We start from the raw sequence: 12,616 nt of genomic DNA, 5'->3' as shown, positions 1-12,616 counted from the left end.
TTTATTTCTAAAAATTGGTTGGTTTGTAAAGCTGCAAGTGTCAAAATTTGCAGCTTTGCTTTTGTCTTAAAAAGTTAGATGTAAAAATGATAAATGTGAAACGTTAGAAGTTTTGCTTTTTTTTAAAATAAATAATCAAATTATAAATGAAACGAATATTATTATTAACGATTGGTTTTGTATTGTTTCAGAACCTTTCAGCGCAGACTTTAAATAAAATGCAATGGTTTAATGAACCTGAAAAATGGGAAATTAAAAACAATGCATTAATAATGAACGTAACAGCAAACAGCGATTACTGGAGAATTTCGCATTACGGATTTACTGTTGACGATGCACCTTTTTACTACGCTAATTATGGAGGTGAATTTGAAGCCAAAGTAAAACTAACTGGAAATTACATTGCCCGTTTTGACCAAATGGGATTAATGATCCGCGTTGATGAAAAAAACTACATCAAAACTGGAGTAGAATTTGTGGACGGAAAATTTAATATCAGCACTGTTGTAACGCACGACAAAAGCGATTGGAGTGTTACAACTTTAGAAAAAGCACCGCCTTTTATCTGGATCAAAGCCGTGAGAAGATTAGATGCTGTTGAAGTCTTTTATTCTTTTGATGATAAAAACTATATTATGACGAGAAATGCACCATTACAGGACAATACGCCAGTTATGGTTGGTTTGATGGCCGCTTCTCCAGACGGAAAAGGTTTTGAAGCCAAATTTGAGAACTTCTCTGTAAAGCATTTACCAGATCAAAGAAGAACAGAGTGGCTTAAAAATCACCAGTAGATTAAATTTCAATTTAAAAACTCCAAATTCCAAACTTAATTTTCAAATTTTCAGAGTGCAGAAAATCTAAAATCTGCAATCTAAAATCTGCAATTAAAACCTAACCTAACTGAAACCCAAAACAAATGAGTTCAATTTCATCTGATATTAAACCAAAAAAACATTACGAAATTCTTGATGGATTGCGTGGTGTAGCAGCTATTTTGGTAGTTGCTTTTCATATTTTTGAAGCTTTTAGCGGTGGAAACCGTTTTGTACAAATTATCAATCACGGTTATTTGGCTGTTGACTTCTTTTTTCTTTTATCAGGATTTGTTGTAGCGTATGCTTATGATGATCGCTGGGCGAAAATGGGACAATGGGAATTTTACAAACGCAGATTAATCCGCCTGCAGCCCATGGTGATTATGGGGATGATCATTGGCGCTATATTTTACTATTTTCAAGCATCTGATATTTTATTTCCAATGATTGGAGATATGGCCGTTTGGAAAGTTATTTTAACCATGATAATCGGTTTTACATTATTACCAATCCCGCCTTCGTTAGAAATTAGAGGCTGGGGAGAAATGCATCCTTTAAATGGTCCGGCATGGTCACTTTTTTTCGAATATATTGCAAATATCTTGTACGCCTTAATCTTTCGTAAATTTTCGAATAAAGTACTATCAGTTTTTGTATTGATATTTGCCGGACTGTTAATTAATTATACGGTTTTTGGACCTAAAGGTGATGTAATCGGTGGCTGGTCATTAAATCTGGAGCAGATGAATGTAGGTTTTACACGTTTGCTTTATCCGTTTTTTGCTGGAGTTTTGTTGTGCCGTTTAGGAAAATTAATTCATGTAAAAAATGCTTTTTGGGTTTGCAGTATTCTAATAACTATTGTTTTAGCTTTGCCAAGATTTGGAGACGAAAACAGCCTTTGGATAAATGGGTTATATGAATCTTTCTGTATCATTTTAGTTTTTCCAATTATCGTTGCCATTGGCGCAGGCGGAGAGATTAAAAATGAGTTTTCGCTTAAAATCTGCAAACTTCTTGGTGATATTTCGTACCCAATTTACATTACACATTATCCGTTAATTTATTGGTTTACAGCATGGGTTGTAGATAACAAAGTTTCAATGGAAAATGGATATTTAGAGGGTATTGGAGTTTTAATCGCTAGTATTGTCATGGCATTTGTATGTTTGAAATTATACGACGAACCTGTTAGAATGTGGCTTCAGAATAAATTCCAAAAGAAAAAAGTTTTTTAGAGTGGCAAAGAGGCAAAGGGACAAAGGCTCAAAGGAAAAACTTTGTCCCTTTGGACCTTTGTTTCTCTGAGCCTTAAATAAAAATATTGAATCTCTTAATTTTGTTAGTTATGACATTCAAAAAAGGGATAAACTTAATTGTTTATCCCTTTTGTCTTTATAAGAAACCAAAATAAAAAAGGTAAAAAGGAAAAACTTTGTCCCTTTGAGCCTTTGCAACTTTGAACCTTAAATAAAATATTTTGTTAGTTATGACATTCAAAAAAGGGATAAATAATTAAGTTTATCCCTTTTGTCTTTATATAAGGAACCAAAATAAAAAAAAGGTTCAAAGGGAAAACTCTGCCCCTTTGAACCTTTGTAACTATGTACCTTTTAAAAAAAAACTTATTCTAAAACCAATTGTCCCAAAGCTTCTTTACTAAAACCTTTTAATTGATCTGTTTTGCCTGCTTTAATTTTAGCAACCCAATTCGGATCAGATAAAAGAGGTCTTCCAACAGCAACTAAATCAAAATCGCCTCTGTCGAAACGTCTGTTTAGTTCTTCTAAAGAAGTTGGCTGTGAACTTTCCCCGGCAAAAGCACCAAAGAAATCACCAGATAATCCAACAGAACCAACAGTAATAGTTGGTGCTCCAGTTACCTTTTTAGCCCATCCAGCAAAATTCAAATCAGAATCTTCGAATTCAGGTTCCCAGAAACGGCGTTGCGACGCGTGAATAATATCAACACCAGCATCAACAAGAGGAGTAAGCCAAGCTTCTAATTCCTGTGGGTTTTTAGCCAATTTATAATTGTAATCAGAAGGTTTAAATTGAGAAAAACGCATGATAACAGCAAAATCATTCCCAACTTGTTTTCTAATTTCTTTTACTACTTCAATAGCAAAACGGTTACGTTCCGGCAGTGTTTTTCCACCGTAAATATCTTCACGCAAATTCGTTTCAGCTCTAAAAAACTGGTCAATTAAATAACCGTGTGCACCGTGAATTTCGATAGTGTCAAAACCTAGTCTTTTAGCATCAGCAGCTGCTTTACCAAAAGCCAGGATAGTATCTTCAATGTCCTTTTCTGTCATAGAAACTCCGTTTCTAAAATCAGGACGATTTAATCCAGACGGACCTTCAAAAGGAACTGGAGGAACCCATCCTGATTGATGATTGTCCATAATTCCCATATGCCAGATCTGCGGTCCCATAGAACCTCCAGCTGCGTGAACTTCGTCTATAACTTTTTTCCATCCGTTTAAAGCTAAATCTCCGTAAAAATGCGGCACATTAGCATCGTTTGATGATGAAGGTCTGTCAATTACAGTTCCTTCAGATAATATTAAACCAACTTCGCCTTCAGCTCTTTTTTCATAGTAAGCTGCTACTTCGTCAGTTGGAACTCCGTTTGGAGAAAATGAGCGCGTCATTGGCGCCATTACGATTCGGTTTTTCAGATTTAACGTTTTTAAGTTAAATGGAGAAAACAGGTTGTTTGTACTCATAGTAATTTTACAAATTAGATTGAATTAATTTACTGAGTGCTTCAAAGGCACCTTCGTTGCGTTTATAGTAAGTCCATTGTCCAACACGTTTAGACTCGATAAAGCCGGCGCGCTGTAAAATAGACAAGTATTCAGATACTGTAGATTGTGTCAAACCAGCCTTGGCTTGAATCTGACCAACACAAACACCATGTTCAAATCCTGCATGCTGCAATTGATCAGGAAAATTGATTTCGGGTTCTTTAAGCCATTCCAGCATTTGCAGTCTGGACTTGTTTGACAAAGCTTTAAATATTTCTATCGTTTCCATGCTGCAAATATATCGACTTTTCCCGATATACCAATTAAGTATAATTTATTTAGGATAATTTTATGATGGAGGAGAAGATTTATGAAGAAGTATTTATATTTGTTTGGAGATTAAAAAACAGCCCAAAAAACAAAAACTTAATCAATTATGAAGAAAACATTACTTATTTTAGGATTCTTATGTTGTGTTATAACTAGTACAAAAGCTCAGGTTGTTGGAGTTGATGTAGGCGATATTGCTCCAGAAATAGATCTTCCTGATACGAAAGGAAATAACATTGCACTTTCTTCCTTAAGAGGAGAATTGGTTTTAGTAGATTTTTGGGCTTCTTGGTGCGGACCCTGTATTAAAGAACAGCCAACATTACTAAAAATGTATAATGCTTATCCTGATAAATTTACAATCTACAGCGTTTCTATGGATACTAAAAAACCGCTTTGGCTGGGAGCAATTGCAAAAGGAAAATTACCGTGGACACAAGTAAGTGATTTAAAATATTGGACTTCTCCAGTTGTAGGAGATTATATGCTTCAATCTGTTCCCTTGAATTTTTTAGTAGATAAAAATGGAATTATTTTAGCCAAAAATATTCACGGAAAAGCCCTTGAAGATATGGTAAAAAGTATTGTTGAATAATAAATGATTTTGTTTCACGTTTCAGGTTTCACGTTTTATGCTGTGCGATAAACCAATACACTGTAACTTGAAACCTGAAACAAAAAAAGAAACCTGAACAAAAAAACATAGAATATGATTCAAAAAGCACTTGTAATATTGTTTGTTTTGATTGCAGTGAAATCTAATTCGCAAACATTAGAAACAGTTTCAAAACTGAAAGCAGAGTATCAGAAATGCTTAGATAAAGGCAGTGCGATGAGCAATTGTTCTTACGCCTATTACAACCAGTCAGATAGTTTGCTAAATGTTGTGTATAAGAATTTAAAAAATAAAATAAGTCCGAAAGAACAGTCTAAGTTAAAAAAAGAGCAGTTAGACTGGCTCAAAAAGCGCGATCAATATTTTCAGCAGTTATATACAGACACCAAAAAGCAAGGTATTTTTACCGAAGGAACCAGAGATTTTGATATGGTTATTTATGATGAAGAGGCCAATTATGTTTTTGCTCGGGTAAAGGAACTTATTCGAAAAATTTAAAAAAGTATTTTAAGCTAATAACAAAAAAGTTTGCCAATCAAACTTCAAATCGGAATTAATGGAATCAAAATTAAGTATCGCTGAATTCCGAACAAGATTAAAAGACAATACAGAAATTGGTTCTCCAAAAGAACTCTTAGGACAATCGAGAATATTTCCTTTATCTGGACCAATAAAGCCCTTTTATGGATTTTTTGATGATAGAAGTTTTAGTTTAACAGTAAATTCAGCAAAGTCTTCAGCAGTTTTTCTTGTAAAAGGAAACTACGAGAATATTAACAATAGACTTCAAATAAATTACAATGTCGAACCTGTTAGTACACTTCAATACGCTTGGGTGAAATATGCTCCAATTGTTCTGATACTGGCAATTAATATATTTTTTCTTTTTTTTGCAAAAGGACTCAGACGTGCCTCTACAATCGTTAACTTATTTTTACTTTTTATGGCTTTCTATTCCAGATGGAAAGAAGAAAGGAAAAGGAAAAAATTAGAAGAAAAATTTATTCGGATTTTTGAAATTAAATAAAACATGTGACGTTTCATTTTTTTTAAGCGATTTTAAAAAGCAATTCCGAATTGAAAACCAATAGTTAAAGATGCGGGATGATCGTTGCCAAAACGAATAGGAACAGGAATAGCCGCAAAATAACTGCAATTCTCACTTTTTATAATCGTTTTGTTTATTACTGGAGTAATACCATATCGTCCGCTGCTTTCAAAAGCTGCTCTTCCTGCAAATGTATAACCGTTTCCTAATGCGACTAAAACACCGGGATGAAATAATAAATTCGTCACTTTATCACTATTTCCCTGAACTCTAATATTAGGCACAACTTCAAAAGAAAAACCAATTTTCTGATTTTTCCAAATATTGATTCCAGTTGGAAATCCGACAGCATAATAATCTCTAAAATTTACGTTTGTTTGTTCACTGCTAAAGGTCACGATAGGGTGAAGAATTCCAAAATAACCTGTGATTTTTGGATAAGTAGTTTGAGAAAATATATTCAAACTTAAAGCGAATAAAGTGATTGCGAAAAGGTGTCTCAATGAAATCATAATAGTTTTATTAATTAAAAAACAAAACTATTGACAATGAAAATCTATAAATAGAACACTATTTACCTTTTGTATCTGGATTACTTTTTAGCGCATTTTTTCTATAAGAAGAAGGGTTTTTTCCAGTTTGTAACTTGAATATTCTGGTGAAATGACTTTGGTCTGAAAATCCAGTCATGTAAGCTATTTCGGTTAAAGTATAAGTTGTATTTTGAATCAGGTTTATGGCTTTTTCAATTCGTAGTTTTCGAACATATTCACCGAAATTTAAGTCTTCAAAATACTTAGAAAACTCTCTTGATAAATAAGATGGATTCAATTCTAAATCACTAGAAATTTTCTTTAAGTCAAAAGTAAACTGTGCATCTATTTGATCTTGAATAATATTTTTTAATTCTTTAACCCATGCAGGTGTTTTTTGATTCGATTTTTTCTCAATCAAAAATTTATTATAAACTTCGTGCAGTAAATTTTCGAACGGACTATTTTGCAGATGATTTTGTTTATACAGATATTTCGCCCAGCTGTATAGAGCATCGTAAAGTTTTAATCCAGTTTGGAGTAATTCAATATCATTAGTAATGTTATGCGAAAGTCCAGCTGAAATTGCCCAAAGTCCAGCTGCTTCTTTAGCAAGATCGTGACGATCAGTATCGGCGCCACGAACAATTTTTGCCATAATTAAAACCGCTGGATCAACAATTTTATACTTTTTTATAATATAATCAAAAGTACATTCTTCATTATAATGCGTGAATTCTACATTCGGGATATCAAACGGAATGGCGTTTATTTCTTTTGCTTTATGCAAAACTTGATCAAACGGGACATAGATAAACTCGGCTTCTGGATCAACAAAATTCAGAATCAGCCAAGGACAGGCAATTCGGTCAATTTTAGGTCTTTCCCTAGTGATCCATTTCATTTAAAAAGTATAAAGCATTATTTTATTAAAGCAATTAATTTAATCTATCCATATGATGCCTCACTCCGCCATAATTCGTTTTCAAAAATTCTCTAATTTGAAATTGTGTCTTGTTACGCGTAACATTTTTCCATTCATTAAAATCAAAAATATGAATTTCGCGTGCATTCGGATTGGTAACAAAAGAAAGTCTTGAAATAGAATATTTATAATATTTTAATTTGTGCGAAATATGTCTGTCTGGCACAACAACCAATATAGTTTCCCATTTTAGAAAATCCTTTGGTACGTCAGCTCTTTCAGTTAATCCAAGTGCATCAAAAAAAGCAATTATCTTTTGATCATTTAATTTATCTATCTTCTGATCGATGTTTTTAATGGTACTATGTAGCAATTTTTCATCCTTAATAACACTCATAATAGTACAGTTTTTATTGAATTCAAATATAAAATTACATCAAAAGAGAGAAATTTAACAGAGTAATGTCAATAGAATGATTCTAAATTTTTATGATCTACTTTGTAAGTAGAGTTAATTATCTGTAAGTAATTATAAACGATTATATTTTGATAAAATACTATTATTTTAATCGCTTTAAAAAGAATATTTTTATAGCTATTTGCTAACCATTCTTACTAACCACATTATTTATGAAAACTATTTCTATAAAAGGAATCCTGATTTATTGTATGTTTTTAATCTCTTTTCATGCTTTGGCACAAAATAAAACAGGAAGGGAATTAATTTTAATAGATAAAGAATGGAAGTTTTCGTTTGGACATTTATACGATACAAAAAAAGATTTTGGACATGCAGAAGGCTACTTTTCCTATTTAACCAAAACAGGATTTGGCGATGGTCCTGCTGCAAAAGATTTTGATGATCGTGCTTGGAGAAAACTCGATTTACCTCACGATTGGGCGGTGGAACAGCCCTTTAGCGAAAGTGCCAGTTTCAGTCACGGATTTAAAGCGGCGGGTAAAAACTTTCCCGACAAAAGTATCGGCTGGTACAGGAAAAAAATAACGATTTCAAATGAGGATCTTGGAAAAGTAATTTCATTAAAATTTGATGGTGTTTTTAGAAACTCAAAAGTATTTTTCAACGGGTTTTATTTAGGAACGGAACAAAGTGGTTACAATGGTTTTGAATATGATGTAACGGCTTATGTTAATTATGGTGGAGAGAATACGATTGTGGTTCGAGCAGATGCTTCAATGGAAGAAGGCTGGTTTTATGAAGGTGCAGGGATCTATAGACACGTTTATCTGCAGAAAACAAATCCGATTCATGTTCTTACAAACGGAACTTATGTAACTTCTGAACTCAAAAATAACGATGCCTCAGTTACTGCTGATGTAACAATTGAAAATAAAGGAAATTATAAAGGATCAATTGAGATTTCTCAAACCATCTTTGATAAAAAAAATAAACAGGCTGCTACTTTTACTGAAAGAATATTGGCTCCTGGATTTTATAAAACAATCACACATAGTACAAAACTTCATGTTGAAAATCCGCTTTTGTGGGATATTGATTCTCCCAATCTATATCGTTTGGTAACTCAAATCAAGCAAGATGGAAAAATTATAGATAGTTATGAAACGCCGTTTGGAATCAGAACTATTGAATTTAATGCAGAAGATGGATTTTTTCTAAATGGAAAACCTTTAAAATTAAAAGGAACCAACAATCATCAAGATCATGCAGGAATAGGGACAGCGCTTCCAGATGAAATTCAGTATTATAGAATTAAAAAGCTGAAAGAAATGGGGTCAAATGCATACCGTTGTTCGCATCATCCGCCAACTCCCGAATTACTGAAAGCTTGTGACGAATTGGGAATGCTGGTTATTGATGAAACCCGTTTAATGGGAATTAACGATTATCATTTGAATGATTTACAGCGAATGATAGAACGTGACCGCAATCATCCGAGTATTTTTTGCTGGTCGGTTGGAAATGAAGAGTGGAATATTGAAGGCGGTATAGTTGGGGAAAGAATAACAAATGTGATGCAGAGTTTTGCCAAAAGTATCGATCCTACAAGACCAGTGACGGTGGGAATAAGCAGTGGTTTTAAAAGTGGTATTTCTTCTGTAGTAGAAATTATGGGTTATAATTATCTCGGAAATGGAGATATTGACGCGCACAGAAATCAGTTTAAACAGCAGCCTGGAATGGGAACGGAGGAAGGTTCTACTTTTGCAACCCGAGGAATTTATTTTACAGATGATGCCAAACACTATCAAAGTGCTTATGATAAAAAACCGCGTCCGACTTTTTACAGTATCGAAGAAGGCTGGAAATTTTATGCCGAGCGACCTTATTTGGCTGGAGTATTTTTTTGGACGGGTTTTGATTACCGTGGCGAACCAACACCTTATGGCTGGCCGTCTGTAACTTCTTATTTCGGAATGATGGATGTCTGCGGTTTTCCAAAAGATAATGTTTTTTATCTGAAATCCTGGTGGGGGAAAGAACCTGTTTTACATCTACTACCGCATTGGAATTGGACTGGGATGGAAGGAAAAGAAATTGATGTCTGGGCATATTCAAATTGCGATGAAGTAGAACTTTTTCTAAACAAAAAAAGTCTCGGCAAAAAGAAAATGGAGCAAAATGGACACTTAGAATGGAAGGTAAAATACATTCCTGGAACTCTGGAAGCAATTGGTTACAAAAACGGAAAAAAAATAATAACTGAAATCCAAAAAACCACTGGAAAGGCAGAAAATGTAAAATTGTCTTTAGATAAAGAAAACGTTTTGAAAGGAAATGTATCTGTTGTAACTGTTGAAGTTACAGATAAAAACGGTTTACATATTCCAACAGCAAATGATGAAATCAGTTTTTCTATAAAAGGTGGAAAAATTTTGGGTGTAGGAAACGGTGACCCAACTTCTTTAGAAAGCGATCAATTTATTGATGACATTTCTTTTTCTGCAATAACTAATTTTATGGAACAAAAAGGTGAAAGTTCATCTCTTCCTAAGGAAATGACCAACTATGACGAAAGTAAATGGACAGAAGCTTTTAAAGAACGTGATTATAAAAAACAGGCGCCATCGTATATTTATAAAGGAGAATTTGAATTGAAAAATAATGCATCTTCAAATGTTGTGAGTTTCTTTTACAAGAAAATAGGAGTAGAGACAGTAGTTTTTGTTAATGGAAAAAAAGTAGAACCAAGTACAGAAGATCCTCAAAAATATACTTTGAATACAGCTATTTTGAAAGAAGGTAAAAACACAATCTATATTGCTGCGACACCGTTACAAAAAGTAAAAGACTGGGACGTTATGAACACAGATCCTGGAATTATTCAAGTAATTACGCCAGCAGCATCTTGGAAAAGAAAGCTTTTCAACGGATATGCACAAATCATTATCCAGAAAGACGAAAATGCAAAAGAAGTTGTTTTAACCGCTTCCGCGAAAGATTTACGAGCAGGAAGTTTGAATCTAAAATAAATTCTCTCGCAGATTTTGCAGATGACACAGATTATTAAAAATTAAATCTGCTTAATGTGCGAGCAAAAATAACTTAGCGACTCTTGTGTTTAAACCTGAAACCTGAAACTTGAAACCTGAAACAAAAAAATAACAAAATAATATTGTTTGATTTTCATAACTTTGCAAAATGAATAATCAGACAGAAACTCAGAATTGCGATTTTACTTCAGATTTAAAACTGAAGGGTTTTAAGGTATATCAGATAAACGGAGATCAAAGCAAAATTCCCGTTTACAGCCGCAGGGATTTTTATAAAATCTGCATCAATACTAGTAAAAGCATCATACAATATGCTGACCGTGGTATAGAAACCGACGGAACGATTCTGTTTTTTGGAAATCCGATTATTCCATATTCTTGGGAAACTGTTTCAGAAGGATACGAAGGTTATGCCTGCGTTTTTACAGAAGAATTTTTGAAAGCAAAAGACCGTTCAGAAACACTACACGAATCGCCTTTGTTTAAAATAGGAGGAACCCCGATTTTTTCTTTAAATGCTGAACAAAAGCTCTTTATAGATTCTTTATTCCAGAAAATGATCAAAGAATATGAAACAGATTATGTTTTTAAAGATGATTTGATGCGTAGTTATATCAATTTGATTATTCACGAATCAATGAAAATGCAGCCTTCAGATAATTTCTTTAAACATAAAAATGCTTCTTCCAGAATAACCTCTTTGTTTTTAGAATTGTTAGAAAGACAATTTCCGATAGAAACAAAAAACGAACCTTTAGCATTAAAAACACCGCAGGATTATGCGCAAAGTCTTGCTGTGCATGTTAATCATTTAAATCGTTCGGTAAAAGAAGTTACAGGAAAACCGACAACAGCCCATATTACCGAAAGAATTATAAACGAAGCAAAGGCATTATTACAGCATACGGACTGGAGTATTTCGGACATTGGTTACTCACTTGGATTTGAATATCCGAGTTATTTTAATAATTACTTTAAAAGGCTTACAGGAACAGTTCCGAAATCACTTCGAATGTAAATTGTTTCAATTTCATAATTTTTTGTTTGAATATTGTTATTTTCAAAAAGCATTGTTATCCTAATTTTGCCCTTGAAATTACAGTATTAATCATTTATCAGTTTTAACGACTAAATAAATACTTCATAAAGCGCCTTCTAGCTTTCCAAAATTTAGTTTCCTGATTCTGATAATTCCAAAACAAAGAAATTTATGAGAACATCAGATAATCCATATAATGACGCCATTTTCCCTAAAGGAGATTCAGCACCTTCAGAATATTTTACAGGAAACGCATGGGTTAAAATGCTTGTTCCAAACGATGAAGTTTTAAATACTGCCGTTGGAAATGTTGTTTTTGAAGCCGGTGCAAGAAACAATTGGCACACACATCCCGGCGGACAAATTCTTATTGTCACACACGGAACAGGATATTACCAAGAACTTGGAAAACCAATTCAATTATTACAGGTTGGAGACGTTGTAAACATTCAGCCCGAAATAAAACACTGGCACGGCGCGTCTCCCGAAAGTGAATTTACACATATCGCCATCAGCACCAATACTGCAAAAGGAATTGTAGACTGGCTGGAACCCGTTACAGATGAAGAATATAACAGTTATCAATAAAATTAATCTCAAAAAATAACTAAATTTATGTCAACAAATTATGCAGCCGTTATCGAAGAAGGAAAAGTCCCGAGCACATATATGACGGGTGACGTTTCCTATAAAAAACAGAGCAGTGATATTCATCCTGAAAATACTGTTATTAAGGAAGTTACTTTTGAGCCTTGTGCTAGAAGTAATTGGCATAGTAATGCAGGTCTGCAAATGCTAATTGCAAAAGAAGGTACAGGCTATTACCAAGAAAGAGGAAGTGCCGTTCGTAAACTTCAAAAAGACGAAGTAGTTACAATTTTACCAGGAATAGAACATTGGTACGGAGCAACTCCGTTTGAAAAGTTCTCTTATGTTGCGATCATCACAGAAGTGGATAAAGGCCACGGAGTATGGTTAGAAAAAGTAACCGATGGAGAGTATTTTCTATTAAGCAGTCACTAGGTTAAGGGACTAAGGTTCTGAGATACTGAGAGTCTAAGTTTTTTATCTTAATAAAGA

The 12,616-nt window shown here is 33.6% G+C and carries 14 protein-coding genes; 9 read left to right on the top strand and 5 right to left on the bottom strand.

Going from position 1 to position 12,616, the window contains the following annotated elements; translation table 11 throughout:
- Positions 1 to 146: 146 nt before the first annotated feature.
- On the top strand, positions 147 to 794 hold the full coding sequence (locus ASE40_RS17340; protein ID WP_057118386.1) for a DUF1349 domain-containing protein: 648 nt from the start codon (positions 147 to 149) through the stop codon (positions 792 to 794).
- 125 nt (positions 795 to 919) lie between these two features.
- A complete protein-coding gene (locus tag ASE40_RS17335; RefSeq protein WP_057118385.1) occupies positions 920 to 2,056 on the top strand; it encodes an acyltransferase family protein in 1,137 nt (378 codons plus the stop codon).
- A gap of 387 nt (positions 2,057 to 2,443) precedes the next feature.
- Here ASE40_RS17335 and ASE40_RS17330 read toward each other — a convergent pair whose 3' ends face one another.
- Positions 2,444 to 3,550: an NADH:flavin oxidoreductase gene (locus ASE40_RS17330; RefSeq protein ID WP_057118384.1), complete on the bottom strand. Its 1,107-nt coding sequence runs from the start codon at positions 3,548 to 3,550 to the stop codon at positions 2,444 to 2,446.
- Positions 3,551 to 3,557: 7 nt separating this feature from the next.
- A complete protein-coding gene (locus ASE40_RS17325; protein ID WP_057118383.1) occupies positions 3,558 to 3,860 on the bottom strand; it encodes an ArsR/SmtB family transcription factor in 303 nt (100 codons plus the stop codon).
- A 147-nt stretch (positions 3,861 to 4,007) separates the two neighbouring features.
- Here ASE40_RS17325 and ASE40_RS17320 point away from each other — a divergent pair, with 147 nt between their 5' ends.
- From ASE40_RS17320 to ASE40_RS17310, 3 genes are all read left to right on the top strand, one after another.
- Entirely contained in the window at positions 4,008 to 4,496 is a 489-nt protein-coding gene (locus tag ASE40_RS17320) for a TlpA family protein disulfide reductase (RefSeq protein WP_057118382.1), read from the top strand.
- A 114-nt stretch (positions 4,497 to 4,610) separates the two neighbouring features.
- Positions 4,611 to 5,015 (top strand): lysozyme inhibitor LprI family protein, encoded by a 405-nt coding sequence (locus ASE40_RS17315; protein ID WP_057118381.1) that lies wholly within the window; start codon positions 4,611 to 4,613, stop codon positions 5,013 to 5,015.
- Positions 5,016 to 5,073: 58 nt separating this feature from the next.
- Positions 5,074 to 5,544 carry a hypothetical protein gene (locus ASE40_RS17310; RefSeq protein WP_057118380.1) on the top strand — a complete coding sequence of 157 codons (471 nt, stop codon included), beginning with the start codon at positions 5,074 to 5,076 and terminating at the stop codon, positions 5,542 to 5,544.
- A gap of 32 nt (positions 5,545 to 5,576) precedes the next feature.
- On the opposite strand, the gene ASE40_RS17305 is transcribed toward ASE40_RS17310, so the two are convergent.
- The 3 genes from ASE40_RS17305 to ASE40_RS17295 are packed head-to-tail and all read right to left on the bottom strand — an operon-like array spanning position 5,577 to position 7,420.
- Positions 5,577 to 6,077, bottom strand: coding sequence for a hypothetical protein (locus tag ASE40_RS17305; protein ID WP_057118379.1), 501 nt, complete (start codon positions 6,075 to 6,077; stop codon positions 5,577 to 5,579).
- Between the two features lie 58 nt (positions 6,078 to 6,135).
- Complete coding sequence (locus tag ASE40_RS17300; protein WP_057118378.1) at positions 6,136 to 7,002, bottom strand: chromate resistance protein ChrB domain-containing protein; 867 nt, start codon at positions 7,000 to 7,002, stop codon at positions 6,136 to 6,138.
- A 34-nt stretch (positions 7,003 to 7,036) separates the two neighbouring features.
- Complete coding sequence (locus ASE40_RS17295) at positions 7,037 to 7,420, bottom strand: hypothetical protein (protein WP_057118377.1); 384 nt, start codon at positions 7,418 to 7,420, stop codon at positions 7,037 to 7,039.
- Positions 7,421 to 7,653: 233 nt separating this feature from the next.
- Here ASE40_RS17295 and galA point away from each other — a divergent pair, with 233 nt between their 5' ends.
- The 4 genes from galA (at position 7,654) to ASE40_RS17275 (ending at position 12,559) form a co-directional block, all read left to right on the top strand.
- Positions 7,654 to 10,476, top strand: coding sequence for a beta-galactosidase GalA (galA, locus tag ASE40_RS17290; protein WP_057118376.1), 2,823 nt, complete (start codon positions 7,654 to 7,656; stop codon positions 10,474 to 10,476).
- Positions 10,477 to 10,645: 169 nt separating this feature from the next.
- Complete coding sequence (locus ASE40_RS17285; protein ID WP_057118375.1) at positions 10,646 to 11,515, top strand: helix-turn-helix domain-containing protein; 870 nt, start codon at positions 10,646 to 10,648, stop codon at positions 11,513 to 11,515.
- 192 nt (positions 11,516 to 11,707) lie between these two features.
- Entirely contained in the window at positions 11,708 to 12,124 is a 417-nt protein-coding gene (locus ASE40_RS17280; RefSeq protein ID WP_057118374.1) for a cupin domain-containing protein, read from the top strand.
- A gap of 27 nt (positions 12,125 to 12,151) precedes the next feature.
- The gene (locus tag ASE40_RS17275) at positions 12,152 to 12,559 is read left to right on the top strand and encodes a cupin domain-containing protein (protein WP_057118373.1); all 408 of its coding nucleotides are present in this window, start codon (positions 12,152 to 12,154) and stop codon (positions 12,557 to 12,559) included.
- Positions 12,560 to 12,616 lie beyond the last annotated feature (57 nt).

Source organism: Flavobacterium sp. Root935 (genome assembly GCF_001429295.1).
GTDB lineage: Bacteria > Bacteroidota > Bacteroidia > Flavobacteriales > Flavobacteriaceae > Flavobacterium.
The sequence above is the reverse complement of the archived record's forward strand: the minus strand, read 5'-3'. Positions and strand labels throughout refer to the sequence as shown.

Coding starts and splice junctions, on each gene's coding strand:
- ASE40_RS17340 (WP_057118386.1), top strand. CDS start 147: ATGAAACGAATATTATTATTAACGATTGGTTTTGTATTGTTTCAGAAC.
- ASE40_RS17335 (WP_057118385.1), top strand. CDS start 920: ATGAGTTCAATTTCATCTGATATTAAACCAAAAAAACATTACGAAATT.
- ASE40_RS17330 (WP_057118384.1), bottom strand. CDS start 3,550: ATGAGTACAAACAACCTGTTTTCTCCATTTAACTTAAAAACGTTAAAT.
- ASE40_RS17325 (WP_057118383.1), bottom strand. CDS start 3,860: ATGGAAACGATAGAAATATTTAAAGCTTTGTCAAACAAGTCCAGACTG.
- ASE40_RS17320 (WP_057118382.1), top strand. CDS start 4,008: ATGAAGAAAACATTACTTATTTTAGGATTCTTATGTTGTGTTATAACT.
- ASE40_RS17315 (WP_057118381.1), top strand. CDS start 4,611: ATGATTCAAAAAGCACTTGTAATATTGTTTGTTTTGATTGCAGTGAAA.
- ASE40_RS17310 (WP_057118380.1), top strand. CDS start 5,074: ATGGAATCAAAATTAAGTATCGCTGAATTCCGAACAAGATTAAAAGAC.
- ASE40_RS17305 (WP_057118379.1), bottom strand. CDS start 6,077: ATGATTTCATTGAGACACCTTTTCGCAATCACTTTATTCGCTTTAAGT.
- ASE40_RS17300 (WP_057118378.1), bottom strand. CDS start 7,002: ATGAAATGGATCACTAGGGAAAGACCTAAAATTGACCGAATTGCCTGT.
- ASE40_RS17295 (WP_057118377.1), bottom strand. CDS start 7,420: ATGAGTGTTATTAAGGATGAAAAATTGCTACATAGTACCATTAAAAAC.
- galA (WP_057118376.1), top strand. CDS start 7,654: ATGAAAACTATTTCTATAAAAGGAATCCTGATTTATTGTATGTTTTTA.
- ASE40_RS17285 (WP_057118375.1), top strand. CDS start 10,646: ATGAATAATCAGACAGAAACTCAGAATTGCGATTTTACTTCAGATTTA.
- ASE40_RS17280 (WP_057118374.1), top strand. CDS start 11,708: ATGAGAACATCAGATAATCCATATAATGACGCCATTTTCCCTAAAGGA.
- ASE40_RS17275 (WP_057118373.1), top strand. CDS start 12,152: ATGTCAACAAATTATGCAGCCGTTATCGAAGAAGGAAAAGTCCCGAGC.